The sequence below is a fragment of the Mycobacterium shimoidei genome, from assembly GCF_900417275.1.
GTDB classification, from domain to species: domain Bacteria; phylum Actinomycetota; class Actinomycetes; order Mycobacteriales; family Mycobacteriaceae; genus Mycobacterium; species Mycobacterium shimoidei.
On record NZ_UEGW01000001.1, the window covers coordinates 2,904,042 to 2,929,974 of the forward strand.

A 25,933-nucleotide genomic window follows, 5' to 3' on the forward strand; every position below is an offset into this window, starting at 1 on the left:
GTTGAGCAAGATCATTTCGAACTAGTGTCATAGCTGCGTCACAACAACATCCCAGCAACGTTAGGTGGACGGGTCCATGGCCGGCCTTGACGATCTCTACGCACAAATTCCGACACGTGACATCGCGGGCAAGTTCGGCGTCGAGGAATCCGACGTCAACAACGCGGTTCAGCTGCTGGTGCCGGTGCTGGTGGGCGGCTTGCACCAAAACGCGCAAGACGCGGAGCACGCGTCCGCGATCGAGTCGGCCGCCAGCAGCCATGCCGCGCGAGGCCTGTTGGACACCGGCGTCAACGTCGACGACGTCGATCAAGCTGATGGACAGAAGGCAATCGCAAAAATTTTCGGCGGCAACGATCCCGGGCAAGTCGCGGCGGCGCTGTCAGGATCGGGCGCCGGCAACAGCGACTTGATTCAAAAGCTGTTGCCGATCCTGGCGCCGATCGTGTTGGCCTACATCGGTAAGCAAATGACGGAGAAGAAGGCACCTGCTCCCACCGAGGAGAAGGCGTCCGGTGGTGCGCTCAACGACGTGCTGGGCAGCATTTTGGGTGGCATGGCCGGTGGCGGCAACAAGTCGCTGCCCAACGTTTTGGGCAGCGTGCTGGGCAACAAAGCGGGCGAGATTCTCGGCGGACTGTTCGGCAAGAAGTAACGCACCCCACAAGGGCGGCGGTCGAGGCGAGGTGTCGCCGTCCATAGAATTGACCGGTGACCAGCCCGAGCCGCGCCGCCGACGCCCTGCCCAAATCCTGGGATCCGGGTGCGGCCGAGGCTGCGATCTACCAGCGGTGGGTGGACGCGGGGTACTTCACCGCGGACGCAACCAGTACCAAACCCGGGTATTCGATCGTGCTGCCGCCGCCCAATGTCACCGGCGAGCTGCACATGGGTCACGCGCTGGACCACACCCTGATGGATGTGCTGACCCGCCGCAAGCGGATGCAGGGCTACGAGGTGTTGTGGCTACCGGGCATGGACCACGCCGGTATCGCCACTCAGATCGTGGTGGAAAAGCAACTCGCGGTGGACGGCAAAACCAAAGAGGACTTCGGCCGTGAGCTGTTCATCGAGAAAGTCTGGGACTGGAAGCGCGACTCGGGCGGCACCATCGCCGCCCAGATGCGCAGGCTCGGCGACGGGGTGGACTGGTCCCGGGACCGCTTCACAATGGATGAGGGCTTTTCACGTGCGGTGCGGACGATCTTCAAGCGGCTTTATGATGCCGGGCTGATCTACCAGGCCGAGCGGTTGGTGAACTGGTCGCCGGAACTGGAAACCGCGATCAGCGACCTCGAAGTCCGATACGAAGACGTCGAAGGCGAACTGGTGTCGTTTCGCTACGGCGCGCTCGACGATTCCGGGCCGCACATCGTGGTCGCCACCACGCGGGTCGAGACGATGCTGGGCGACACCGCGATCGCGGTGCATCCGGATGACGAGCGCTACCGCGACCTTGTCGGCGCCACGTTGCCGCATCCCTTCATCGACCGGCAGCTCGTCGTTGTCGCCGACGAGCACGTCGATCCTGAATTCGGGACCGGCGCGGTCAAAGTCACACCGGCACACGATCCGAACGACTTCGAGATCGGTCTGCGTCATCAACTGCCGATGCCTACCATCATGGACAGCAAGGGCCGGATTGCCGACACCGGAACGCAATTCGACGGGATGGACCGCTTTGAGGCCCGCGTCGCCGTTCGGCAAGCACTTGCGGAGCAGGGGCGCATCGTGGCCGAAAAGCGTCCCTACATACACAGCGTCGGTCACTCCGATCGCACCGGCGAGCCGGTCGAGCCGCGGTTGTCGGTGCAGTGGTGGGTGAAGGTGGAATCACTGGCCAAAGCCGCGGGCGACGCGGTGCGCAACGGCCAGACCGTGATTCACCCGGCGAGCCTGGAGCCGCGGTGGTTCGGCTGGGTTGACAACATGCACGACTGGTGCATTTCCCGGCAGTTGTGGTGGGGACATCGCATCCCGATCTGGCACGGCCCCAACGGCGAGCAGGTATGTCTTGGCCCCGACGAATCCCCGCCCGACGGGTGGGAACAGGATCCCGACGTACTCGACACCTGGTTTTCCTCTGCGCTGTGGCCGTTCTCCACGATGGGCTGGCCGGACAAGACCCCCGAACTCGAAAAGTTCTATCCCACCAGCGTTTTAGTCACCGGTTACGACATCCTGTTCTTCTGGGTGGCTCGAATGATGATGTTCGGCACCTTCGTCGGCGGCGACGACGCCATCACCCTGGGTGGCAGGCGCGGTCCGCAGGTGCCGTTCACCGACGTCTTCCTGCATGGGCTGATCCGCGACGAGTTCGGCCGCAAAATGAGCAAGTCGAAAGGCAACGGCGTCGACCCGTTGGACTGGGTGGAGAAGTTCGGCGCAGACGCGCTGCGGTTCACTTTGGCTCGCGGTGCCAGCCCGGGCGGGGATCTGAGCATTGGTGAGGATCACGTGCGCGCGTCGCGCAACTTCGGCACAAAACTGTTCAACGCCACCCGGTTCGCGTTGCTCAACGGTGCGGCGCTGGCACCACTGCCCGAGACCGACGAATTGACCGACGCCGACCGCTGGATTCTGGGTCGGCTGGAAGAGGTTCGCGCCGAAGTCGATTCGGCTTTCGACCGCTATGAGTTCAGCCGGGCTTGTGAGGCGCTCTACCACTTCACCTGGGATGAGTTCTGCGACTGGTACGTCGAACTGGCCAAGACCCAACTGGCTGCCGGCCTCTCGCACACCAACGCCGTGCTGGCCGCCGTCCTGGACACGCTGCTGCGGTTGCTGCATCCGGTCATTCCGTTCATCACCGAGACGCTGTGGCAGGCTCTGCGTTCGGCGACGATGCGGTCCGGGACGGACCGGACAGGAGCCGGACAACCAGGTTCCGGGCAGGAGTCTCTGGTGATCGCCGACTGGCCGCAGTCGTCCGGTGTCAAATTGGATCCCATTGCCGCACAACGGATCGCCGATATGCAGAAACTGGTCACCGAGGTGCGGCGGTTCCGCAGCGACCAGGGTCTGGCTGATCGGCAGAAGGTCCCCGCCCGGTTGTCGGGTATCGACGACGCCGACCTGAGCGCTCAGGTGCCCGCCGTCACGTCATTGTCGTGGCTCACCGCACCCGAAGCCGACTTCAGCCCGTCGGCCTCCGTGGAGGTCCGGCTCGGCTCGAAAATGGACCGCACCGTCGTCGTCGAACTCGACACTTCGGGAACCATCGACGTCGAGGCTGAACGCCGGCGTCTGCAAAAGGATTTGGCCGGCGCGGAAAAGGAGCTGGCCAACACCAGCGCCAAACTCGCCAACGAGGACTTCCTGGCCAAAGCGCCCGCTGCCGTCGTCGACAAGATCCGGGAACGCCAGCGGGTGGCCCGCGAAGAAGTGGATCGGATCACCAGTCGCCTGGCCGCAATGTGAGCAGCCCGCCCACCCCTGACGAGATCGCGTCACTGCTGCAGGTCGAGCACCTGCTGGATCAGCGGTGGCCGGAAACCAAGATCGAGCCGAGCCTGACCCGGATCAGCGCGCTGATGGACCTTTTGGGTTCACCGCAGCGCGGCTATCCGTCGATTCACATCGCCGGCACCAACGGCAAGACCTCGGTGGCGCGCATGGTCGATGCGTTGTTGATCGCGCTGCACCGGCGCACCGGGCGCACCACCAGCCCGCATCTGCAGTCGGCGGTCGAGCGCATCGCGATCGACGGCACGCCGATCAGCCCGGCGCAGTACGTGGCGACCTACCGGGAGCTCGAGCCCCTTGTGCAGATCGTCGACGAGCAGTCGCAGTCCGCGGGCGGACCGGCAATGAGCAAATTCGAGGTGCTCACCGCGATGGCGTTCGCTGCGTTCGCCGATGCGCCAATCGAGGTCGCGGTGGTCGAGGTCGGTCTGGGGGGCCGCTGGGACGCCACCAACGTCGTCACCGCCCCGGTCGCGGTGATCACCCCGATCAGCGTCGATCACGTCGGATATCTCGGTTCCGAACTCGCGGGGATCGCCGGGGAGAAGGCCGGCATTATCCATCGGGCCGAAGAAGGCGCGCCGGACACTGTCGCGGTGATCGGCCGTCAGGTTCCCGAAGCCATGCAGGTGTTGTTGGCCGAGACCGTGCGCGCCGACGCCGCGGTCGCCCGGGCGGATTCGGAGTTCGCGGTGCTGGACCGCCAGGTCGCTGTGGGCGGGCAGGTGCTCACGCTGCAGGGGCTGGGCGGGGTGTACTCCGACCTGTATCTGCCGCTGCACGGTGAGCACCAGGCGCACAACGCGGCGCTGGCCCTGGCGGCCGTCGAGGCGTTCTTCGGTGCCGGGGCGCAGCGGCAGCTCGACGTGGACGCGGTTCGGGCCGGCTTTGCCGCGGTCACCAGCCCTGGCCGGCTGGAACGCATGCGCAGCTCCCCGACCGTCTACATCGACTCGGCGCACAATCCGGCCGGCGCAGCCGCGTTGGCGACGACCCTGGCCGCCGAGTTCGACTTCCAATTCCTGGTCGGCGTGGTCAGCGTGCTGGGCGACAAGGACGTCGAGGGCATCCTCGCCGCGCTGGAGCCGGTGCTGGATCGCATTGTGGTGACGCACAACGGTTCTCCGCGAGCGATCGACGTCGACGCGCTGGCGTTGAGGGCTGAGCAGGTGTTCGGGCCCGACCGGGTGCTCGCCGCTGAGAACCTGCGCGACGCCATCGATACCGCCACGGCGCTGGTCGACGAGGCCTCCGGCCAGAGCGAAGCATTCTCTGGAACAGGCATCGTCATCACCGGTTCGGTGGTCACCGCCGGGGCGGCCCGCACTCTGTTCGGCAAGGACCCCGCATGACCGCGCCCGATCCCTGGAAGAGCTTTCGCGGCGTCATGGCCGGCACGTTGATCCTGGAAGCAATCGTCGTACTGCTGGCGTTGCCGGTGGTCGGCGCGGTCGGCGGCGGGCTGACTCCCATCGCCCTGACGTATTTGATCGGGTTGGCGGTGCTTCTTATCCTGCTTGCCGGCCTTCAGGGGCGCTCCTGGGCCATCTGGGTGAACCTCACAGTGCAACTGGTGCTGATCGCCGGCTTTCTGCTGTACCCGGCCGTCGGGGTCATCGGGTTGCTCTTCGCCGGGGTGTGGGCGCTGATCGCCTACTTGCGCGCCGAAGTCCTGCGCCGTCAGCGACGCGGCCTGTTACCAGGGCAGCAGGCGTCCGAGGACTGATCGGCCAGGTACGCTGTCCGCCGTGGAGGAGCGGGCTAGATGACCGAGCGGACCCTGCTGCTGATCAAGCCAGACGGTGTGGAGCGGCGTTTGGTGGGAGAAATCCTCAGCCGCATCGAGCGCAAAGGGCTCACATTGGCCGCGCTTGAGCTGCGTCACGTGGGTGATGAGCTGGCCCGCCGCCACTACGCGGAACACGAAGGCAAATCGTTTTTCGATTCGCTGCTCGAATTCATCACCTCCGGGCCGGTGGTCGCGGCCATCGTGCAGGGGCCGCGGGCGGTTACCGCGGTCCGCCAGCTCGCTGGAGCCACCGATCCCGTGGAGAAGGCTGCCCCGGGTACCATCCGCGGAGATTTCGGGCTGGAAACGCAGTTCAACCTGGTGCACGGCTCGGATTCGGTCGAGTCGGCGGAACGCGAGATCGCGTTGTGGTTCCCCACGGGCTAGCCGGCCCCTGGGTTGTCGCGCGGCGGCTTGGCCCTGCTGTGTCGGGCTTTGGCGCGGTTTTTCAATCTCGCCCCGATGGTGTGGGATACTGGAGCGTGGGTGAACGTCGCCGGACCGGCTCAGGACCAGCGGCCGACGCCCGAATGAAGACTTCGACAAGCGCGACCACCGCCACAGGCGATGCGGCGCCGACTGTCCAGCCTCATTCAGACCGGCACTGGGTGGGTTCGAAATGAGCCGCTCGGGGCGAGACATTACAAGGCCGGGAGAAGTGACCCGGACACATAGCGAAGCCCTCGCGTGGCCGCTTCTGCAGGAAGCGCCCGGGGGCTTGAGGAGATTACGTGATAGACGGTGTATCAGCTTCAGATCTTCCGAAAGACGAGTCCCAGCATGAGGATCTTCCCGACCGGCTAAGGGTCCATTCGCTGGCGCGGGCGCTGGGCACAACCAGCCGCCGGGTTCTCGATGCGCTGACCGAACTCGACGGGAGGGTCCGCAGCGCGCATTCCAGCGTGGATCATGTCGACGCCGTGCGCGTGCGGGATTTGCTGACTGACTCCCCATCAGCCGACTCCCCACCAGCCGCCGAGGTGGCCGACTCCGCCAAGGATGAACCGGAGTCGCGGGTGATGCTGGAGACCTCGGTCGAGCGTCCGGAATACATGCCGCTGTTCGTCGCGCCGCAGCCGATCGAGGCATTCGACGACTCCGACGACGACTCCGACGACGACGACGAAACCGACGACGAGCAGGGCGACCGGCCTTCCGGGCGGCGACGCCGCCGCGGTCGGCGCGGTCGGGGTCGCGGGCGCGGCGAGCAAGGCGGCTCGGATAGCCGCGACCAGTCCGCTGACGGCGATGACGACGATGACCTGGATTCCGCCGACGCCGATCGCGGCGAGGCGGCAGACACCGAGGGCGGCGAAGACACCGGCCCACAGGAGGCCGCCACCCGGCGGCGTCGCCGCCGTCGGCGTCGCAAGGCAGGATCCGGAGACGATTCCGACGACGGGCCCTCGCCCGACGACCCGCCCAACACGGTGGTGCACGAACGTCCCCCGCGCACCGACAAGGACAGCGAGGACGGAGACGCCACCGAGATCCAGGGCATCAACGGCTCGACGCGGCTAGAAGCCAAACGGCAGCGCCGCCGCGACGGCCGCGACGCCGGCCGTCGCCGCCCACCGGTGCTGAGCGAGGCGGAGTTCCTGGCCCGCCGCGAGGCCGTCGAGCGGGTGATGGTGGTGCGCGACAAGGTTCGCACCGAACCACCGCACCCGGGCGCCCGGTATACCCAGATCGCCGTGCTCGAGGACGGCATCGTCGTCGAACACTTCGTGACGTCGCCGGCCTCTGCTTCGTTGGTGGGCAACATCTATCTGGGCATCGTGCAGAATGTGCTGCCCTCGATGGAGGCGGCGTTCGTCGATATCGGCCGGGGCCGCAACGGCGTGCTCTACGCCGGGGAAGTCAACTGGGAGGCCGCGGGCCTGGGCGGGGCGGACCGCAAGATCGAGCAGGCCCTCAAACCCGGCGACTACGTCGTGGTCCAGGTCAGCAAGGACCCGGTCGGACACAAGGGTGCCCGGCTGACCACCCAGGTCTCGCTGCCCGGCCGCTACCTGGTGTACGTCCCGGGCGCGTCGTCCACCGGAATCAGCCGCAAGCTGCCCGACACCGAACGTCAGCGGCTCAAGGAGATCTTGCGCGAGGTGGTGCCGGCGGATGCCGGAGTGATCATCCGCACCGCTTCCGAGGGAGTGAAAGAAGAGGACATCCGCGCCGACGTGAAGCGGTTGCAGGAGCGGTGGGCGCAGATCGAAGCCAAAGCCGCCGAGACCAAAGAGAAAGCCGCCGGCGCCGCGGTGGCGCTCTACGAAGAACCCGACGTGCTGGTCAAGGTCATCCGCGATCTGTTCAACGAGGACTTCGCCGAATTGATCGTCTCCGGCGACGAGGCCTGGAACACCATCAATGATTACGTGAATTCGGTTGCGCCTGACCTCGTTTCGAAGCTCAACAAGTATCAGGTCGCCGACGGTGGACCGGACGTGTTCGCGGTGCACCGCATCGACGAGCAACTGGCCAAGGCCATGGACCGCAAGGTGTGGCTGCCGTCGGGCGGCACGCTGGTGATCGACCGAACCGAGGCGATGACGGTCATCGACGTCAACACCGGCAAGTTCACCGGGTCCGGCGGCAACCTCGAGCAGACCGTCACCAAGAACAACCTGGAAGCGGCCGAGGAGATCGTCCGGCAGCTACGGCTGCGCGACATCGGCGGCATCGTCGTCATCGACTTCATCGACATGGTGCTGGAATCCAACCGCGACCTGGTGCTGCGCCGGCTGACCGAGGCGCTGGCGCGGGACCGCACCCGTCATCAGGTGTCCGAGGTGACCTCGCTGGGTCTGGTGCAGCTCACCCGCAAGCGGCTGGGCACCGGGCTGATCGAAGCGTTCTCTACGACCTGCCCGCACTGCAGCGGCCGCGGCATCGTCTTGCACGCCGACCCGGTCGACTCCACGCCCAGCGGCGGCCGGAAATCCGAATCAGGTGGCCGGCGGGGCCGGCGCTCCAAGAAGAGCAAGGTCGACGATGTCGCGGTGGCCAAGGTGCCCGCGCACGCCCCCGGCGAGCACCCGATGTTCAAGGCGATGGCCGCGGCCAACGGCCGGCACGACGACGAAACGGAGGACGCTGGGGCCGCCACGCCTGACGAGGAACCCCAGGTTGACGAAGAAGTCGCTCGCCAGGTCGCCGACGAGGACTTGGTTGAGGACGCCGACTTCGAAGAAGACGACACCGAAGAAGACGAGGACGAGGTCGAACTCGACGACGACGAGGACATCGACGACGAGGACCTCGATGACGACGGCGCCGACGACGACGAGGACCTCGACCTCGACGACGAAGACCTCGACCAGGACGACGAGGACGACCAGGACGACCAAGACGACGAAGAAGACGAGAACGACTCCGACCAGGAGGACTCCGGCGCGCCCATCGTCGCAACCGTTGCCCGGCCGCGCCGGCGCCGGGCTGCCGCCCGGCCCGCGGGCCCCCCGATCCACGGGGACTAGCAGCGATCCGGTTTGACCCTGTAGCCGCTGGTCAAGTACCCTGGACCAGTTGTCGCCAGGCTGTCCAGCCGGCACTTCCCCGACCACTGCGCATCTTCCGGATAGCGCGCGCCTGAAGAAGAGGTAGACCTAACGATGGCGACCTACGCAATCGTCAAGACCGGCGGCAAGCAGTACAAGGTCGCCGTCGGTGACATCGTGAAGGTCGAGAAGCTCGACTCCGAGCCGGGCGCCAAGGTGTCGTTGCCGGTAGCGCTGGTCGTCGACGGCTCGACCGTCACCACCGACGCCAAGGCGCTGGCCAAGGTGTCGGTGACCGGTGAGGTGCTCGAGCACACCAAAGGCCCCAAGATCCGTATCCACAAGTTCAAGAACAAGACCGGCTACCACAGGCGTCAGGGCCACCGTCAGCAGCTGACGGTTTTGAAGGTCACCGGGATCAAGTAGCAGGAGGCGACGGAAATGGCACACAAGAAGGGCGCTTCCAGCTCACGCAATGGCCGCGACTCCGCCGCGCAGCGGCTGGGTGTCAAGCGGTTCGGCGGGCAGATCGTCAAAGCCGGCGAGATCCTCGTCCGCCAGCGCGGCACCCACTTCCACCCCGGCGTCAACGTCGGCCGCGGCGGCGACGACACGCTGTTCGCCCGGGCTGCCGGCGCTGTCCAGTTCGGTGTCAAGCGAGGCCGCAAGACCGTCAGCATCGTCCCGGCCGGGCAGGACTGACCGTCGGGAGAAATGCAGCTCGTAGCTGTCCACTCGATGAGTAAGAGGAAGCCTGATGGCTCGGTTTGTCGACCGCGTCGTCATTCACGCGCGGGCGGGCTCCGGCGGTAACGGCTGCGCTTCGATCCATCGCGAGAAGTTCAAACCGCTCGGCGGTCCTGACGGGGGCAACGGTGGCCGCGGCGGCAGCATCGTGCTGGTTGTGGACCCGCAAGTGCACACCCTGCTCGACTTTCACTTCCGCCCGCATATCGTCGCGCAATCCGGCAAGCAGGGCATGGGTGCCAACCGCGACGGCGCCGCCGGCGCGGACCTGGAAGTCAAAGTTCCCGATGGCACCGTGGTGCTCGACGAGGACGGCCGGCTGCTCGCCGACCTGGTCGGGGCCGGCACCCGTTTCGAGGCCGCCGCCGGCGGGCGAGGTGGGCTGGGCAACGCCGCGCTGGCGTCGCGGGCCCGCAAGGCGCCCGGTTTCGCGCTGCTCGGCGAGAAGGGCGAGTCGCGCGATCTCATTCTGGAGCTCAAGACCGTCGCCGACGTCGGGCTGATCGGTTTTCCGTCGGCCGGCAAATCCTCGTTGGTGTCGGCGATTTCAGCGGCCAAGCCGAAGATCGCCGATTACCCGTTCACCACGCTGGCCCCCAATCTCGGTGTGGTCTCGGCGGGGGAGCGCACCTTCACCGTTGCCGATGTGCCGGGTCTGATTCCCGGTGCCGCGCAGGGCCGCGGCCTGGGCCTGGATTTTCTGCGGCATATTGAGCGCTGCGCGGTGCTGGTGCATGTGGTGGATTGTGCGACGGCCGAGCCAGGTCGTGACCCGGTCTCCGACATCGACGCGCTGGAAGCCGAGCTGGCTGCCTATAAGCCCACCTTGCAAGGGGATTCGACACTCGGTGACCTCACCGAGCGGCCGCGGGCGGTGGTGCTCAACAAGATCGACGTTCCGGAGGCCCGCGAAATGGCCGAATTCGTCCGCGACGACATCGCCGAGCGCGGCTGGCCGGTATTCGCCGTGTCGACGGTTACCCACGAAGGCTTGCAGCCGTTGACCTTCGCTCTCGCCGAAATGGTGTCGCAATATCAGGCTGCGCAACCCATCGTGGCGCCGCGACGGCCGGTGATCCGCCCGGTCCCGGTGGACGAGTCCGGCTTCACCGTGGAGCCCGATGGTCACGGCGGATTCGTGGTGCATGGCGCGCGGCCCGAACGTTGGATCGCCCAAACCGATTTCGACAATGACGAGGCGGTCGGCTACCTCGGCGACCGGCTGGCGCGACTTGGTGTCGAGGACGAGTTGCTGCGACTCGGCGCGCAACCTGGCTGCACGGTCACCATCGACGATGTGACCTTCGATTGGGAGCCGCAGACCCCTGCCGGTGTCGACGTCGCGATGTCGGGGCGCGGCACCGACCCGCGCCTGGACCGCACGGAGCGAGTGGGCGCCGCAGAACGCAAGGCCGCCCGCCGCCAACGCCGCGCCGGCGACGATGCAGAGCGCAGCGATGCGGAGGAGCGGCGCACATGAGCCGCGCCGGCGACGATGCAGAGCGCAGCGATGCGGAGGAGCGGCGCACATGAGCCGCGCCGGCGACGATGCAGAGCGCACTGATGACTAGCACACGCGAGGCCATCCGCGCGGCGCGTCGCGTCGTCGTCAAGGTCGGGACCACCGCGCTGACGACGTCGACCGGCATGTTCGACGCGGGCAGGCTGGCCGGGCTCGCCGAGGCCATCGAGGCGCGAATGAAGGCCGGCTCCGATGTCGTCATCGTGTCCTCTGGCGCCATCGCCGCCGGCCTCGAACCGCTTGGATTGACCCGCCGCCCAAGGGATCTGGCCACCAAACAGGCTGCGGCCAGCGTCGGGCAGGTCGCCCTGGTGAACTCCTGGAGCGCGGCGTTCGCTCGCTACCAGCGCACCGTCGGGCAGGTGCTGCTGAGCGCGCATGACATCGCAATGCGGGTGCAGCACACCAACGCCCAACGCACCCTGGATCGGCTGCGCGCCCTGCACGCGGTGGCGATCGTCAATGAGAACGACACCGTGGCCACCAACGAGATCCGTTTCGGCGACAACGATCGGCTCTCGGCTTTGGTGGCGCATCTGGTCGGCGCCGACGCGCTGGTACTACTGAGCGACATCGACGGGCTCTACGACTCCGACCCGCGCAAGGGACCGGCGAACTTCATCCCAGAAGTCACCGGCCCGGCCGACCTCGACGGCGTCGTCGCCGGGCAAAGCGGCCATCTGGGCACCGGTGGAATGGCGTCGAAGGTGTCCGCGGCGATGCTGGCTGCTGACGCCGGGGTCCCGGTGTTGCTGGCGGCCGCCGCCGACGCGGCGACCGCGCTGACCGACGCCGCGGTGGGCACGGTGTTCGCCGCGCGCCCCACCCGGATGTCGGCGCGCCGATTCTGGGTGCGCTATGCCGCGGAGTCGACCGGCTCGCTGACCCTCGATGACGGTGCGGTGCGTGCGGTGCTGCGGCAGCGCCGCTCACTGCTGCCGGCGGGCATCACCGCGGTGTCCGGCCGCTTCCACGGCGGCGACGTCGTCGACATCTGTGCTCCGGACACCACCGTCGTGGCCCGCGGCGTGGTCGCCTACGACGCGGCTGAATTGACCACGATGCTCGGGCGGTCGACCTCCGACCTTCCTCCCGAATTGCGCCGACCCGCCGTGCACGCCGACGACCTGGTCGCCGTCTAAGACGACGCTATCGGCTTCAGATACAACGTGCCCCAGACGATTTCGGTGAGCGCCTCGGCTAGCTCCGCATCGTACGAGGGCGGGTTGGGCGGCAGGTTCTGTTGACAGGCCCGCTCGACCATCCACGTCAGCGCACTGGCGGTGATGGCCGCCGGCAGCTCACGGCGAATGGAGCCGTCGGCCTGGCCGTCCTCGATCACCCGCGTCAATCGACCGGCGATGCCGGTGAGCAGCTCGCGATAGGTGGCGCCCACGATCGGGTCGTAACCCGCCATCTCGTTCAGCGCGACAAGTACCGGTTGATGCTGGCGATAGGTGGCGATGATGCCGGCCATCGCGGCGCGAACATCGTCGGGATCGTGCCGCCAGGCAACACCCCACCAGCGCTGGGCGCCCTCGGTCAGGTCGGCGAACACCTGACCGGCGAGCCGTCGCAGCAGATCGCCCTTGTCCTCGAAGTAGATGTAGAAGTTGGCGCGCGACATCCCCGCTTCGGCGGCCAGCCGATCCACGGACAACTCGGTGAAACTGGCGCCGGCGCGCATCAGACGTTCGGTGGCGTCGAGCAGCCGGCGCTCGATCTGTTCACGTCGTTCCTGCCGCTTGGCCTGCGGCTTTCGGGTCACTGACGGCATACGTCAAAGCGTAGCTGACATCTTGACTAGACACTATGTCTAGACCTATGGTCCCACCATGACTGCGACGTCTGCCCCCGCCCGGACTTACGACCCGATCGATCTGTCCTCACGCGAGTTCTGGTCCACCACCGCCGCCGAACGGGAACGCACGTTCGCCGTGCTGCGGGCCGAACGCCCGGTGAGCTGGCATCCGCCGGTCGAAGACGCCATGTTGAACGATCCCGACGACCCCGGTTTTTGGGCGATCACCCGGCACGCCGACATCGTCACGGTGAGCCGCACCAACGAGGTGTTCTTGTCCGGCAAGGGTGTGATGTTCGAGAACTATCCGGAAGAGCTGCTCGAAAGCACGCAGTCCTTTCTGGCCATGGATCCGCCCCGGCACACCCTGCTGCGCAAACTGGCCAGCGCCGCGTTTACCCCTCGGCAGGTCAGGCGTATCGAGGACTCGATCAAGGCGAACGCCAAGACGATCGTCGAAGAACTGCGGGCGGCCGGCAGCGGCGTCGACTTCGTCGAGCACTGCGCCAAGGAACTGCCCCTTCGCACGCTGTCGGACATGATGGGAATTCCGGACTCCGAGCGCGTGCAGGTCGCCCACACCGCGGACGCTTTGGTGTCGACCAATGACCCGGTCTTTCTCGACGGCCGCAACCCGATGGAGGTCATGTTCGAAAGCGTGACGTATCTGCATCAGGTTGCCGGCGCGCTGGCCGCCGAGCGACGCGAACACCCGCGGGACGATCTGTTCAGCAGCCTGGTGAACACCGAGGTCGACGGCGATCGGCTCACGGACGCCGACGTCGCCGCGTACTTCGTGTTGCTTGCTGTGGCCGGTAACGACACCACCCGGCAGACCACCAGCCACGCGCTCAAGGCGCTGACCGACTTTCCCGAACAACGAGCGTGGCTGCTGCAAGATTTCGACAACCGCATCGGCACCGCGGTAGAGGAGTTCATTCGCTACGCCACCCCGGTGATGACCTTCCGACGCACGGCTGCAACCGATTACGAGCTGGGCGGGCAGACCATCCGCGCGGGCGAGAAAGTGGTGATGTTCTATGCGTCGGGCAACCGGGACGAGGCGGTGTTCGACTCCCCGGACCGCTTCGACTTGAGCCGGGACCCCAACCCGCATGTCGGTTTCGGCGGCGGCGGACAGCATTACTGCCTGGGGACACATGTGGCGCGCGCGCAATTGCGCGCCATCTTCGGGGAGCTGCTGCGACAGCTGCCGGATATCGAGGCCGGCGAGCCGGAGTACCTGGCGGGCAACTTCATCCACGGTATCCGGAGCATGCCCTGCACCTTCTGATCAGGGCACGCCCGCCGGCGACAGCTCGTCGACCAGCAGTACCAGCAACTCCGAGCAACCGCCGTCGATTTTGACGGTGGCAAGGCTGTCGCCGCGGGTGGGGCCGCGGTTGACGATGGCGATCGGGATGCCGCGCGCCGCGGCGTGCCGTACGAACCGATAACCGGAGAACACGGTCAGCGACGACCCGGCCACCAGCAGCGCTTCCACGCTGTCAACCAATGAAAACGCTTGTGCTACACGCTCTTTCGGCACATTCTCGCCGAAGTAGACGATATCGGGTTTGAGCATGCCGCCGCAGGACGGGCAGTCGACATAGCGGAAAGACCCGGTGTCGGCGACGACGGCGTCGGCATCCGGCGCCACCGCCAGTCCGCCCACCGCCTCGGCACGCTCGATGAAGCCGGGGTTGAGCGCTTCCAGCCGATCGGCCAGTGCTGCGCGGCTCATGGTGTGACCGCAGGCCAGGCACACCACCTGCGCGTACGTTCCATGCAGATTGACGACGGTTCGGCTGCCGGCCTTGGTGTGCAACAGGTCGACGTTCTGGGTGATCACCCCGGTCACCACCCCGGCTGCTTCCAGTGCGGCCAGCGCGCGATGTCCGGCGTTGGGCCTGGTGTCGTCCATACGTCGCCAGCCGACGTGGTTGCGTGCCCAATACCGTTGCCGGAACACCGGATCGGAGGTGAATTGGCGGATCGTCATCGGATTGCTCGGCGGCGAATCGGGCCCGCGGTAGTCGGGGATGCCCGAATCGGTGGAAATTCCGGCGCCGGTCAACACCGCCACCCGACGACCGGTCAGGCAGGCGACCAGTTCGGGAGATTCCACGCAGTCGAGGATAGGCGCGGACAACTACGCCTCATAGGCAGTGCGCTGCCGTGGTGAGTTCGGCGTCCATGTTGGACTTCATCATCTTCAGCGCGGCGGCACCCAGTTCGTCGTCAATGTGGGCGACGGCGTCTTTGGGAATCACGACCGGCATGTGCCGGATGTAAGCGTCCAGTGCGCTGTAGAGGACACACTGCTCGGTGACTTGCCCGGTGAGGATCAATCGCTTGGTCTCGAGGCGGTTCAGCAGGTATGCCAGCGACGTCGAATAGAAAACACTGTGGCGCACTTTGGTGACGATGCGGCTGCCCTTCGTCGGCACGAACGGCTCGACCAGATCGGGCCGTTTGCCGTTGAGCGCAGAGCGGACAATGTCGGAGAACTCGGCGGTGAAATCACCGTGGTTGTCATTGACATAAACCAGGTCGACCGCATCGGTCTCACGCGCCCGTTGGATGAGGTCGGAAAGCGGGTCAACGATCTTCTCGACGTTGGCGGTCAGCACCTCTGCGTCGGGATGGTCGTAGTCGTTCAGCATGTCGATCACGAGGACCGCCGTATCGCTCATGACAGCAGTGATACCCGCTGGCGCCGCGTTGACACCGGCGGAGTTCGACGCCTCAAGCAGGCTATTAAGAATCAGCCAGATCGAAAATCGCTACAGCGTTGCTAAGTCGATCGACCTGCTCCAATTTTGTTCACGAGAAGTTCATAACTACCACCTAAACCGGTTATCACGCGGGCCGGGTCGACGCCGTAGGTGGTTTGCTGGCGGTGAATCTTGGCGGTTCGGTGGGTGTTGTTGGGCCGGTCTGTCTGACCGCGATGTCACATATGGTCCCGGTAGAGGTCGTGTTCGTCGCGGGCTCGGCTTTCCGATCTGTGCAATCGCGAATTAGATTGCGGCAGTGGAGAAGTCGATCCGCCCAGACAGTGGACAGAAAGCTGATGCTGGATTTCGGCGCCCTACCGCCCGAGGTTAATTCGGCCCGGATCTATGCCGGTCCTGGCTCCGCCCCCATGATGGCGGCGGCTTCCGCCTGGCAGGCGCTCGCGGGCCAACTGGAATCCGCCGCGCGGGGGTATTCCGCGGTGATCTCGGGCCTGCACGGCGAGGATTGGTTGGGCAACGCGTCCAACGCGATGGCCGATGCCGTTGCGCCCTACGTGGAGTGGCTCTCCGTGGCGGCGGCACAGGCGGAGGAGGCGGCCTTTCAGGCCCGGGCCGCCGCGGCCGCCTACGAGGCGGCGTATGCGGAGACGGTGCCGCCGCCGCTGGTCACCGCCAACCGCGCCGAGTACGCAGCGCTGGTTGCCACCAACATTTTCGGGCAGAACACCACGCAGATCGCGGCTAGCGAAGCGGCCTACGCCGAAATGTGGGCACAGGATGCCCGCGCGATGTACGGGTATGCGACATCGTCGAGCGCGGCGACAAACTTGACGCGTTTCGGCGAGCCGCCGCCGATCACCAATGCCGCCGCCCAGCCCTTGCAGGCGGCGGCGGTGGCCCAAGCCGGTGCGACCGCAGCGGGCACCCATTCTCAGAACGCCCTGTCGGAGCTGATGTCGACCGTTCCGCAGCAGCTGCAGGCGCTGTCGACGGCGGGTTCGTCCGGTGACGCGGCCTCGACGGACCCATGGTCGTCGCTGCTGACCGCCTTCAGCAACTTCAATACCCTCACCGGGCCGACAAACCTCGGCAACGGCATCAGCCGCACAGTCACCTCGGCGGGCAGCTTCGGAAGCGGGCTTTTCAGAGCTAGCGTCCAGTCCGCGGGGGCGTCACCAGCCGCGCCACACGTGGCACCGAGTGGGGCGGTGGCCGCCGGGGCCAAGACGTTGGCTTCAGAAGTCGCTCGCGGCCCAGTACTCGCCAGTGTGGGCCGGGCTGCACCGATCGGCGCATTGACGGTTCCGCCCAGCTGGGCGTCAGCGACTCCGGTGGCCAGTGCGGTCGAGGTGCCGCAGTGGATGTCAGAGACCGATCTGGGTGCTGTCGCGGAGGGACGCGGCGCCGGCGCCGCTCCGGTAGCCGGCATGGGCCCGCTGGCGGGCATGGCGGCGCGTCCCACGGTCAGCAGCGTGTTGCGCGTCGCGCCTCGCCAATTCAGGATGCCCCGCCCGGCGATCGGCGGATAGCGGTATTCATCGCGACCCTCTAGGCGTCGACGGCGCCGTCGGCGCCGACTGCTTGCGAAAGGAACGCTGATGTTTGATTTCGGGGCGTTGCCGCCCGAGATCAACTCGGCGCGAATGTATGCCGGCCCGGGCTCGGGTCCGATGATGGCGGCGGCCTCGGCCTGGGACGCACTGGCCGGACAATTGGAACTGTTCGCGGCCGGTTACTCCGAGGTGGTCTCGGGGCTGCATGGCGAAAGTTGGCTGGGGCCGGCATCGATCGCGATGGCCGCGGCGGCCGCACCGTACGTGACATGGGCAGCGACAGCGGCCGTGCAGGCCCAGCAGACAGCCAACCAGGCCCGGGCGGCGGCAGGCGCCTACGAGGCCGCATTCGCTGCGACGGTGCCGCCCGCGGTGGTGGCGGAAAACCGCATTCAGTTGGCGATGCTGGTCGCGACGAATTTCTTCGGGCAGAACACGCCGGCCATCGCCGCGACCGAGGCTGCCTACGCCGAGATGTGGGCACAGGACGCCGCGGCGATGTACGGCTACGCGGCATCGGCGTCGACGGCGGCCACGCTGACGCCGTTCAGTGAGCCGCCGCAGACCACCACTCCCGCCGCTGAATCCGGTCAGGCCGCCGCGATGGCGCAAGCCGCCGGCAGCTCGACCACCGGACAGGTTCAGGGCTCTCTGTCGGGGCTGATGTCGGCAGTGCCGCACCAGCTGCAATCCCTTGCCACGGCCGGCTCTTCCGCCGGATCCGGCGCACCGGGATCACCGGGAGCCTCGTCACCGATCGTCAGCGCATTCAGCGCCATCAATGCCCTTACCGGACCGCTCAATCCGGTCTGGCAGACGTCCTTCTCCGTGGCACAGTGGGGCAACTTCGGGACAGGGCTGCGCTTGGCCGAACTGCAGGCGGCCAAAGCCGCCGCCAAGGCGGCTCCCACCGCCGTGCCCGCGGAAGCGGTCACCGGAGGCGGTCGCGCCGCCGTGTTTGCGAGTGCGCACAATGCCGAGCAGGTGGGCAGGCTGTCGGTTCCGCAGACCTGGACCGCGGCGGCGCCGTCGGCCGGCCCTGCCGCGGAGCCGGTGAGTTCGGCGGGCTCGGGTTTCCGGGTTCTGCCTGCTTGGGCGGCACATCCGCCGGCCAATGCGCCGAGCGCCGTGCCGGCCATTGGGCCGATCACCAACGGCGCAGGCAGTCGCGGCGGCAATGCGGTCTTCCGGATGCGGGACCGCCGTTTCCGGATGCCTCGTCCCGCCGTCGGCGGGTAGTGCTGCGCTAACCGCCGACGGCCAGGGACAATGGCGAGTGATGGACTTTTATAACGCCTACAGCCAGGGATTTGTCCGGGTTGCCGCATGCACGCATCGCACGGTGATCGCTGAGCCGGCCGCCAACGCAGCCTCGGTGCTCCGGCTCGCCCGTGAGTGTCACGAGGACGGCGTCGCGCTGGCCGTTTTCCCGGAACTGACGCTGTCCGGCTACTCCATCGAGGACATCCTGCTGCAAGATGTGCTGCTCGGCGCCGTCGAGGAGGCCCTGTTCGAGCTCGTCAAGGCTTCGGCGGAATTGTTACCGGTGCTGGTGGTCGGCGCGCCGCTGCGTCACGGGCACCGCATCTACAACACCGCCGTCGTCATCCATCGCGGTGCGGTGTTGGGCGTGGCGCCCAAGTCGTATCTGCCTACCTATCGGGAGTTCTACGAGCAGCGCCAGCTCGCGGCGGGCGACGACGAGCGCGGAACGATCAGCATCCGGGACATCCGGGCCCCGTTCGGCGCGGACCTGCTGTTCGCCGCGTCCGATGTGCCCGGCTTCGTGCTGCACGTGGAAATCTGCGAAGACATGTTCGTGCCGGTGCCACCGAGCGCCCAGGCGGCGCTGGCAGGTGCGACGGTGCTGGCAAACCTGTCCGGGAGCCCCATAACGATTGGCCGCGCCGACGACCGCTGTCTGCTGGCCCGGTCGGCGTCGTCGCGTTGTCTGGCCGCTTACGTCTACGCCGCCGCCGGTGAAGGGGAGTCGACGACCGACCTGGCATGGGACGGCCAGACCATGATCTGGGAAAACGGCGTGCTGTTGGCCTCTTCGGAGCGGTTCGGCAAGGGCGAGCGGTGCAGCGTCGCCGATGTCGACATCGAACTGCTTCGCTCCGAGCGTCTGCGGATGGGCACTTTCGACGACAACCGGCGCCACCATCGGGAACTGACGGAGTCGTTCCGGCGCATCGAATTCCGGCTGGATCCACCGGCCGGTGACATCGGGCTGCGGCGTGAGATCGAGCGATTCCCGTTCGTGCCGGCCGATCCCGAGCGCCTGGAACAGGACTGCTACGAGGCCTACAACATCCAAGTCGCCGGTCTCGAGCAGCGCATGCGGGCACTGAACTACCCGAAGCTCGTCATCGGGGTTTCCGGTGGGCTGGATTCCACCCACGCGCTGATCGTGGCCGCACGTGCGTTGGATCGCGAGGAGCGGCCGCGCAGCGACATCCTGGCGTTCACACTGCCTGGGTTCGCCACCGGAGAACGCACCAAACGCAACGCGATCGAGCTCTGCCGCGCCCTCGGCGTCACCTTCTCCGAAATCGACATCACCGAAACCGCACAGCTGATGCTCAAGGAGATCGATCACCCGTTTTCTCGCGGCGAGAAGGTTTACGACGTCACGTTTGAGAACGTGCAGGCCGGCCTGCGCACCGATTACCTGTTCCGCCTGGCCAACCAACGCGGTGGCATCGTGCTGGGAACCGGTGATCTATCAGAGCTCGGGCTGGGGTGGTCCACCTACGGGGTGGGCGACCAGATGTCGCATTACAACGTCAACGCCGGAGTGCCCAAGACACTGATCCAGCACCTGATCCGCTGGGTCATTTCGTCTGGGCAATTCGACTCCGATGTCACCGACGTGCTGCAGTCGGTGCTGGACACCGAGATCACCCCGGAGCTGATCCCCAGCGGTGAAGAGGAACAGCTGCAAAGCAGCGAAGCGAAGGTCGGGCCCTTTGCGCTGCAAGACTTTTCACTGTTCCACATCCTGCGGTTCGGATTCCGGCCGTCGAAGATCGCGTTTCTGGCGTGGCACGCGTGGAACGATCCGGAGCGCGGGATCTGGCCGCCCGGATTCCCGCAGGACAAACGGCCGTCATACTCGCTCAAGGAGATTCGGCACTGGCTGCAGGTGTTCGTGCAGCGGTTCTACTCGTTCAGCCAATTCAAGCGCTCAGCGATGCCCAATGGGCCCAAGGTGTCGCACGGCGGTTCGCTCTCGCCGCGCGGAGATTGGCGTGCACCGTCGGACATGTCGGCTACGGCCTGGCTCGAGGAGATCGAGCGGGAGATCCCGGAGAATTAGTGCGTTTACTTCGAGTGTGAAAATTCGGCATCGAATGTGAACGTAGAGCGGGATTTTCGCGGAAATCGCGCCCTGGATTCACGCTCGAATCCCTCAGTTCACACTCGATCAGAGTCGGCCGTCGACCCGCAGATCGGGATGCACCCAGTTGGGGGACCGGCGCTCGCGGAACGCGAGGAAGCCCTCGATTGCCTCAGGTCCTTCGATGCTGGCCTCCATGCCGATGCGGTCGTAGAGGCCGAGATAGTTGTCCAGGCTGGCCTTGACGACCCGCCGGGCGGCGGGCGCGGTGCGGCACGCCTGGGCCAGCACTTCGCGCGCGGAGTCCATCAGCTGCTCATGCGGCACCAGCCGCGCGACCATTCCCCACGCGACGGCCTCCTCGGCGGTCAAGGTACGCCCGGTGAACATCAGGTCGCGGGTGCGGACCGGCCCGATGACACGGGCCAGCATCTGGCTGTAGTAGGTGTCGGCGATGCCGCGGTACAACTCGGGTACCCGGAAGGTCGCTCGCTCGCTGACCACCGCGATGTCGCTACACATTGCGATCTGCAACCCGCCGCCCTGACATAGGCCGTTGACCGCGGATACCACCGGCTTGGCCGACTTGCGCAGGGTGTCGAACGGCGTCACGTCCATCGACAGCGCCGAGCCCCAGGGCATCCAATTGTCGTCATTAGGACCGCCGCGGCGATCGGTGCCCTCTGGCGGCGACCCGCTGCGCCCGGCTTCGCCGCGCTGGCGATCGCCGCCACCTAGATCGCCGCCGGGCGCGAACACGTCGCCGGTTCCGGTGATGATCAGTCCGGCCAAATCGGAGTCGGCGTTGACCCGGCTCACGGCGTAGCGAATGCCGAAGTACATGGCCGGCGTCATGGCGTTACGCGCTTCGGGCCGGTCCAGCGTGACGATCGCCAGCGGCCCCTCACGGGTGAACCTCAGGAACTTCGTCCCCAGCCAATCGCCTTCGGGCGGGCGTGGACTGTTGTCGGGCATCATGGCTCTCCTTCGATGTTGGCGATGACGTCGTCGATGGCCTCGCGCGGTGGAGCACAATCACCGGCGCCGGGTATCAGTGTCGCCAGCGCACCGGCGGCGCATGCTCGCCGCAACGCCGGCCCGCGGTCCGTCGTCCACTCGGCGGCCAGCACCCCGGCGAAGACGTCGCCGGCGCCGGCGGTGTCGATCACCTCCACTGCGGGTGCGGGAACCGCGAACTGCGCGTGTGCGCTTGCGTACGTCGCCCCGGCGGCCCCGCGGGTGATCACCCGGTGCGGCACCGGCCAATGCCAGTGCTGCGCTTCGGCTTCGTTGACAATCAACACATCGGTGAGCTTGGCAAGCTCACCGAGCTCGTCAGCCGGCGGCGAGGCGTTGAGCATCACGACCGCGCCGGCCGTTCGCGCTGCGCGGGCCGCCGCCGTCGCCGTCGGCACCGGAATCTCCAACTGCAGCAACAGCACATCGCAGTCGGCGATGACGGCACGCGCACGGTCCGAGTCCAGCGTCAAATGGCCGTTGGCGCCGGGTGCAACGACGATCGCGTTCTCCCCGGCCGAATCCACCATCACCACCGCTGCCCCGCTGGGATGGGGCAATGTGACGAGCCCGTCGATGCCCACCTTGTTTTCACAGAGGTGTGCGCGCAGTCGTTCGCCGGACGCGTCCTCACCCACCGCGCCGACGAACTGCACCTGTGCACCCGCGCGGGCTGCCGCGACTGCCTGATTGGCACCTTTGCCGCCGGGTGTCGACCGCGCCGAGGATGCCAGCACCGTTTCCCCCGGGCGTGGTAAGGCGGCGACGTCGAAAACCGTATCCATATTCACGCTGCCCACCACGCAGACTCGCGCCGTCATTTTGCCGAGGTTATGGAGTCGCGTGCGGTTACACAACGACGGGGCCGCCATCGCGTTAGTCTGCTGCGTGATCCGTGCCGTTTTTGCGGCACTGCGAAAGGAAGCCGATTGACCGAAAGCTCACCGGCGCGGAAAGCTCGGCTACGGCCGCGGCCGTTGTCGCGGATCAGCATTCAGTCCAAATTGATGGTGATGCTGCTGCTGTCGGGCATCGTGTCGGTGGCGGTCGTCACGTTCATCGAATTAGGTTCCGGGCGCGGTTCGTTGCGCGAGGCGGTGTCCGAGCGGCTGATCGAGTTGCGTGAGTCGCAAAAGCGGGCGGTGGAGTTCCTTTTCAAGGATCTGACGAATTCACTCATCGTGTACACCCACGGGTCCGACGTCATGGACGCGGTGACGGGGTTCAGTGCGGGCTTCGATCAACTGGCCAATGCCACCATCAGCCCAACCCAACAACAGGCCATCGCCCAGTACTACACCACCAAACTCGTCAAGCCGACCGAACAGATGACCGGCGAGAAGCTCGACCTCCAGGCGCTGCTGCCGACCTCGAACGCGCAGAAGTATCTGCAAGCCAACTACACGGCGAAAAGCGCTGCCGGTGACCCCAGCGCGTGGTCGGCGGTCAACGCGCGCTTCGACGACTACTTCCGCGAGATCGTCACGCGGTTCGAATATCGCGATGCGCTGCTGCTGGACACCCGCGGCGACGTCGTCTACACGGTGAACAAGGGTCCCGACCTGGGCACCAACATCCTCACCGGGCCGTACCGGGAATCCATTCTGCGCAGCGCATACCAGAAGGCGCTGGGCGCCAACGCGAAAGATTTCGTCTGGATCACTGACTTTCAGCCCTACCAACCAGAAGTCAACGCCCCGACTGCATGGCTGGTGTCGCCGGTCATCGATACCGCCGGCCAAACCCAGGGTGTGTTGGCGCTGCCATTGCCGACCTCGAAAATCAACCGAATCATGACCGCCAACAGGGGTTGGGAGGCGGCCGGGATGGGCAGAACCACCGACATCTACCTGGCCGGCTCGGACAGCCTGATGCGTTCCGACTCCCGGATGTTCCTGGAAAACCAGGCCGGATACCGGCGCGAAGCGATAGCCGGGGGTACCCCGCCCGACGTTGTCGACAAGGCGATCCAACTGGGCAGTACGATTCTGGTGCAGCCCGTCGCCAGCGCCGGTCTGCGTGACGCGCAACGCGGACAGTCCGGCGTCGTCGCCGGCGTCGACTATTTGGGAAACAAAGAACTGGAGGCGTACGCGCCGCTGGACATCCCGAACTCGGATCTGCATTGGTCGATCCTTGCCACGCGGGATAACTCCGAGGCATTCGCGAAGGTCGAGGCATTCACCAAAAAGCTTGTACTGACCAGCACCGCAATCATTTTCGTGATCTGTGTGGCGTCCATTTTGCTTGCGCAGATCTTCGTCAGGCCAATCCGCCGATTGGAAGCGGGTGCCGAGCGGATCAGTGCCGGAGACTACAGCGTCAAGATCCCGGTGACGTCGCGCGACGAAATCGGGGATCTGACAGCAGCCTTCAATGAAATGAGTCGCAGTCTGGAGATCAAAGAAGAGCTGCTTCAAGAGCAGCGCAGAGAAAACGACCGGCTGTTGTTGTCGCTGATGCCCGAGCCGGTGATGCAGCGGTACCGCGAGGGCGAACAGACGATTGCGCAGGAGCATCAGGACGTCACTGTCATCTTCGCCGACATCATCGGACTCGATGAGATGTCCAACCAGCTATCTGGTGACGAGCTGGTGCGAATTGTCGACGATCTGGTCCGCCAATTCGACTCGGCTGCGGAAACGCTTGGGGTGGAACGAATCCGGACACTGCACAACGGCTACCTGGCGAGCTGCGGGGTCAATATCCCGCGGCTGGACAACGTGCACCGGTCCGTCGAATTCGCGCTGGAAATGCAGCGGATCATCGAACGGTTCAACTCTCAGACCGGTAACGAGTTGGCTTTGCGGGCAGGTATCAACACCGGCAAGGTCGTCAGTGGGCTGGTCGGTCGATCGACCGTCGTGTACGACATGTGGGGCGCCGCAGTCAACCTGGCCTACCAAATGCACAGCGGCTCACCGCAGCCCGGAATCTACGTCACGTCGCACGTCCACGACGTGATGGCCGACGTGGCCCAGTTCACGCTGGCCGGCAGCATTTCGGTCGGGGGAGTAGAGGAACCCATCTGGCGACTCGCGGACCGGCAAAATGTTTGACTCACCGTGGTTTTACTGGGCGGTTGGTGTCGCGGTCGGACTGCCTGTCGGCTTGATCGTTCTCACCGAATGGCATCACGCGCTGGTCCGCAGGCAAAGCTATCTCGCCCGACCGGTCAACTTGTTGCGCAACTACCTACTGCCACTGGGTGCGCTGTTGATGCTGCTGGTCAAGGCCGCGGAAGTTCCTGCGCACTACACCTCGGTGCGGGTCTTGGCGACCGTGTTCGGCTTCGTGGTGCTGATGTTGCTGCTGTCGGGACTCGACGCCACCTTGTTCCAGGCCGCTCCGGTCGACTCCTGGCGCAAACGCGTGCCGGCTATCTTCCTCGACGTCGCACGGTTCTTGCTGATCGGCCTGGGGCTGGCACTGATCTTCTCCTACATCTGGGGCGCCCGCATCGGCGGCCTGTTCACCGCACTGGGCGTGACATCGGTCGTCATCGGCTTGATGCTGCAGAACTCCGTCGGGCAGATCGTCTCGGGTCTGTTCATGTTGTTCGAGCAACCGTTCCGGATCGGGGACTGGCTGGAGACGCCCACGGCGCGGGGCCGCGTCGTGGAAGTGAACTGGCGAGCCGTTCACATCGAGACCGGCAAGGGACTGCAGATCACCCCCAACTCGGTGCTGGCAACGACCTCGTTCACGAATTTGAGCCGACCGAACGGCGCGCACGAGCTGGGGATATCGACCACGTTCTCCGCCGCCGATCCGCCCGACCGGGTGTGCGCCCTGCTTTCCCGGATCGCCGCCGGGCTCCCACAAGTCAAGCCCGACTCCCAGCCCGCGTCGGTGGCGCTGGGCGCCGGTGAGTACCGCACCACCATCCCGCTCGCCTCCCCGGCCCATGACGGCCCCGCTCGGGCGACGTTCTTGCGCTGGATCTGGTACGCCGCGCGGCGCGAACGCTTGCACCTCGACGGCGCCGACGACGACTTCTCCAGCCCCGAGCGCGTCGAAAAGGCGCTGCGCACGGTGGTGGCGCCGGCATTGCGGCTCAGCCACACCGACCAGCGGTCCCTGATCGCGCACGCCAGGATCGTCCGGTACGGCGCCGACGAAATCGTCGAGCACGCCGGCCAAATTCCCTCCGGGATGACGTTCCTGGTCGCCGGCAGGGTGCGGATGACGGCGATGACCGAGGACGGATCGATGATTGCGGTCGGCACCCTGAACGAGGGCTCGTTTCTCGGACTCACCACGCTGACCCGGCAACCCAACCTCGCCGACGTTTATGCACTGGGCGAGGTCACCGCGCTCGAGGTCGACCGCGAGCACATCGAAGACTTGGTGATGCGTAAGCCGGTGCTGCTGCAGGACTTCGGCCGCATCATCGACCAGCGCCGCGGTAAGGTGCGCCAGCTCACCGCCCAGCAACAGCTGAGCTGACCCAGCCCAGGT

21 protein-coding genes are annotated in these 25,933 nt (G+C 66.2%); 16 read left to right on the top strand and 5 right to left on the bottom strand.

Annotated features, from left to right (window positions below; translation table 11 throughout):
- Positions 1-76: 76 nt before the first annotated feature.
- The 10 genes from MSP7336_RS14125 (at position 77) to proB (ending at position 12,159) form a co-directional block, all read left to right on the top strand.
- Positions 77-655, top strand: coding sequence for a DUF937 domain-containing protein (locus MSP7336_RS14125; RefSeq protein WP_069394570.1), 579 nt, complete (start codon positions 77-79; stop codon positions 653-655).
- Positions 656-711: 56 nt separating this feature from the next.
- Entirely contained in the window at positions 712-3,420 is a 2,709-nt protein-coding gene (locus tag MSP7336_RS14130; protein ID WP_181786743.1) for a valine--tRNA ligase, read from the top strand.
- A complete protein-coding gene (gene folC / locus MSP7336_RS14135; RefSeq protein WP_113963959.1) occupies positions 3,417-4,817 on the top strand; it encodes a bifunctional tetrahydrofolate synthase/dihydrofolate synthase in 1,401 nt (466 codons plus the stop codon). Before MSP7336_RS14130 ends, folC begins: the two co-directional genes overlap by 4 nt.
- Positions 4,814-5,191: a DUF4233 domain-containing protein gene (locus MSP7336_RS14140; protein ID WP_069394573.1), complete on the top strand. Its 378-nt coding sequence runs from the start codon at positions 4,814-4,816 to the stop codon at positions 5,189-5,191. The genes folC and MSP7336_RS14140 overlap by 4 nt, the downstream gene beginning before the upstream one ends.
- 39 nt (positions 5,192-5,230) lie before the next feature.
- Entirely contained in the window at positions 5,231-5,641 is a 411-nt protein-coding gene (gene ndk, locus MSP7336_RS14145) for a nucleoside-diphosphate kinase (RefSeq protein WP_069394574.1), read from the top strand.
- Between the two features lie 344 nt (positions 5,642-5,985).
- Positions 5,986-8,727, top strand: a complete 2,742-nt coding sequence (gene rne / locus MSP7336_RS14150; protein ID WP_113963960.1) for a ribonuclease E — start codon at positions 5,986-5,988, stop codon at positions 8,725-8,727.
- 135 nt (positions 8,728-8,862) lie between these two features.
- Positions 8,863-9,174, top strand: coding sequence for a 50S ribosomal protein L21 (gene rplU, locus MSP7336_RS14155; RefSeq protein ID WP_069394576.1), 312 nt, complete (start codon positions 8,863-8,865; stop codon positions 9,172-9,174).
- Between the two features lie 15 nt (positions 9,175-9,189).
- Positions 9,190-9,450, top strand: a complete 261-nt coding sequence (gene rpmA, locus MSP7336_RS14160; protein ID WP_084226302.1) for a 50S ribosomal protein L27 — start codon at positions 9,190-9,192, stop codon at positions 9,448-9,450.
- 55 nt (positions 9,451-9,505) lie between these two features.
- Entirely contained in the window at positions 9,506-10,975 is a 1,470-nt protein-coding gene (gene obgE, locus MSP7336_RS14165) for a GTPase ObgE (protein ID WP_113963961.1), read from the top strand.
- Between the two features lie 83 nt (positions 10,976-11,058).
- Positions 11,059-12,159: a glutamate 5-kinase gene (gene proB / locus MSP7336_RS14170; RefSeq protein ID WP_084226303.1), complete on the top strand. Its 1,101-nt coding sequence runs from the start codon at positions 11,059-11,061 to the stop codon at positions 12,157-12,159.
- Here proB and MSP7336_RS14175 read toward each other — a convergent pair.
- Entirely contained in the window at positions 12,156-12,794 is a 639-nt protein-coding gene (locus tag MSP7336_RS14175; protein WP_113963962.1) for a TetR/AcrR family transcriptional regulator, read from the bottom strand. The two genes, proB and MSP7336_RS14175, sit on opposite strands and share 4 nt — an antisense overlap.
- A gap of 58 nt (positions 12,795-12,852) precedes the next feature.
- Between MSP7336_RS14175 and MSP7336_RS14180 the strand changes: the two genes are divergently transcribed.
- Positions 12,853-14,112, top strand: a complete 1,260-nt coding sequence (locus MSP7336_RS14180) for a cytochrome P450 (protein WP_113963963.1) — start codon at positions 12,853-12,855, stop codon at positions 14,110-14,112.
- Here MSP7336_RS14180 and MSP7336_RS14185 read toward each other — a convergent pair whose 3' ends face one another.
- Both MSP7336_RS14185 and MSP7336_RS14190 read right to left on the bottom strand, forming a co-directional pair.
- Entirely contained in the window at positions 14,113-14,946 is an 834-nt protein-coding gene (locus MSP7336_RS14185) for an NAD-dependent protein deacetylase (protein WP_113963964.1), read from the bottom strand. It abuts the gene before it with no gap.
- A 31-nt stretch (positions 14,947-14,977) separates the two neighbouring features.
- Entirely contained in the window at positions 14,978-15,514 is a 537-nt protein-coding gene (locus tag MSP7336_RS14190) for a cysteine hydrolase family protein (RefSeq protein ID WP_069394662.1), read from the bottom strand.
- 380 nt (positions 15,515-15,894) lie between these two features.
- Between MSP7336_RS14190 and MSP7336_RS14195 the strand changes: the two genes are divergently transcribed.
- From MSP7336_RS14195 to MSP7336_RS14205, 3 genes are all read left to right on the top strand, one after another.
- The gene (locus MSP7336_RS14195) at positions 15,895-17,088 is read left to right on the top strand and encodes a PPE family protein (RefSeq protein WP_113963965.1); all 1,194 of its coding nucleotides are present in this window, start codon (positions 15,895-15,897) and stop codon (positions 17,086-17,088) included.
- A 69-nt stretch (positions 17,089-17,157) separates the two neighbouring features.
- Positions 17,158-18,351 carry a PPE family protein gene (locus MSP7336_RS14200; protein ID WP_113963966.1) on the top strand — a complete coding sequence of 398 codons (1,194 nt, stop codon included), beginning with the start codon at positions 17,158-17,160 and terminating at the stop codon, positions 18,349-18,351.
- Positions 18,352-18,391: 40 nt separating this feature from the next.
- Positions 18,392-20,434 carry an NAD(+) synthase gene (locus MSP7336_RS14205; RefSeq protein WP_069394583.1) on the top strand — a complete coding sequence of 681 codons (2,043 nt, stop codon included), beginning with the start codon at positions 18,392-18,394 and terminating at the stop codon, positions 20,432-20,434.
- 108 nt (positions 20,435-20,542) lie between these two features.
- Here the strand turns inward: MSP7336_RS14205 and MSP7336_RS14210 are convergent, their stop codons facing one another.
- On the bottom strand, positions 20,543-21,430 hold the full coding sequence (locus MSP7336_RS14210) for an enoyl-CoA hydratase/isomerase family protein (protein WP_113963967.1): 888 nt from the start codon (positions 21,428-21,430) through the stop codon (positions 20,543-20,545).
- The gene (locus MSP7336_RS14215; protein ID WP_181786745.1) at positions 21,430-22,293 is read right to left on the bottom strand and encodes a ribokinase; all 864 of its coding nucleotides are present in this window, start codon (positions 22,291-22,293) and stop codon (positions 21,430-21,432) included. The genes MSP7336_RS14210 and MSP7336_RS14215 overlap by 1 nt, the downstream gene beginning before the upstream one ends.
- A 186-nt stretch (positions 22,294-22,479) precedes the next feature.
- Here MSP7336_RS14215 and MSP7336_RS14220 point away from each other — a divergent pair, with 186 nt between their 5' ends.
- Positions 22,480-24,531 (top strand): adenylate/guanylate cyclase domain-containing protein, encoded by a 2,052-nt coding sequence (locus MSP7336_RS14220; RefSeq protein ID WP_244917551.1) that lies wholly within the window; start codon positions 22,480-22,482, stop codon positions 24,529-24,531.
- A complete protein-coding gene (locus MSP7336_RS14225) occupies positions 24,524-25,921 on the top strand; it encodes a mechanosensitive ion channel domain-containing protein (RefSeq protein ID WP_113963969.1) in 1,398 nt (465 codons plus the stop codon). The genes MSP7336_RS14220 and MSP7336_RS14225 overlap by 8 nt, the downstream gene beginning before the upstream one ends.
- The last annotated feature ends 12 nt before the right edge of the window (positions 25,922-25,933 follow it).

What these genes read in the sequence shown, in the direction of transcription:
- MSP7336_RS14125 (WP_069394570.1), top strand. Translation starts at nt 77, where the DNA reads ATGGCCGGCCTTGACGATCTCTACGCACAAATTCCGACACGTGACATC.
- MSP7336_RS14140 (WP_069394573.1), top strand. Translation starts at nt 4,814, where the DNA reads ATGACCGCGCCCGATCCCTGGAAGAGCTTTCGCGGCGTCATGGCCGGC.
- ndk (WP_069394574.1), top strand. Translation starts at nt 5,231, where the DNA reads ATGACCGAGCGGACCCTGCTGCTGATCAAGCCAGACGGTGTGGAGCGG.
- rplU (WP_069394576.1), top strand. Translation starts at nt 8,863, where the DNA reads ATGGCGACCTACGCAATCGTCAAGACCGGCGGCAAGCAGTACAAGGTC.
- rpmA (WP_084226302.1), top strand. Translation starts at nt 9,190, where the DNA reads ATGGCACACAAGAAGGGCGCTTCCAGCTCACGCAATGGCCGCGACTCC.
- obgE (WP_113963961.1), top strand. Translation starts at nt 9,506, where the DNA reads ATGGCTCGGTTTGTCGACCGCGTCGTCATTCACGCGCGGGCGGGCTCC.
- proB (WP_084226303.1), top strand. Translation starts at nt 11,059, where the DNA reads ATGACTAGCACACGCGAGGCCATCCGCGCGGCGCGTCGCGTCGTCGTC.
- MSP7336_RS14175 (WP_113963962.1), bottom strand. Translation starts at nt 12,794, where the DNA reads ATGCCGTCAGTGACCCGAAAGCCGCAGGCCAAGCGGCAGGAACGACGT.
- MSP7336_RS14180 (WP_113963963.1), top strand. Translation starts at nt 12,853, where the DNA reads ATGACTGCGACGTCTGCCCCCGCCCGGACTTACGACCCGATCGATCTG.
- MSP7336_RS14190 (WP_069394662.1), bottom strand. Translation starts at nt 15,514, where the DNA reads ATGAGCGATACGGCGGTCCTCGTGATCGACATGCTGAACGACTACGAC.
- MSP7336_RS14195 (WP_113963965.1), top strand. Translation starts at nt 15,895, where the DNA reads ATGCTGGATTTCGGCGCCCTACCGCCCGAGGTTAATTCGGCCCGGATC.
- MSP7336_RS14200 (WP_113963966.1), top strand. Translation starts at nt 17,158, where the DNA reads ATGTTTGATTTCGGGGCGTTGCCGCCCGAGATCAACTCGGCGCGAATG.
- MSP7336_RS14205 (WP_069394583.1), top strand. Translation starts at nt 18,392, where the DNA reads ATGGACTTTTATAACGCCTACAGCCAGGGATTTGTCCGGGTTGCCGCA.
- MSP7336_RS14210 (WP_113963967.1), bottom strand. Translation starts at nt 21,430, where the DNA reads ATGCCCGACAACAGTCCACGCCCGCCCGAAGGCGATTGGCTGGGGACG.
- MSP7336_RS14215 (WP_181786745.1), bottom strand. Translation starts at nt 22,293, where the DNA reads ATGACGGCGCGAGTCTGCGTGGTGGGCAGCGTGAATATGGATACGGTT.
- MSP7336_RS14220 (WP_244917551.1), top strand. Translation starts at nt 22,480, where the DNA reads ATGGTGATGCTGCTGCTGTCGGGCATCGTGTCGGTGGCGGTCGTCACG.
- MSP7336_RS14225 (WP_113963969.1), top strand. Translation starts at nt 24,524, where the DNA reads ATGTTTGACTCACCGTGGTTTTACTGGGCGGTTGGTGTCGCGGTCGGA.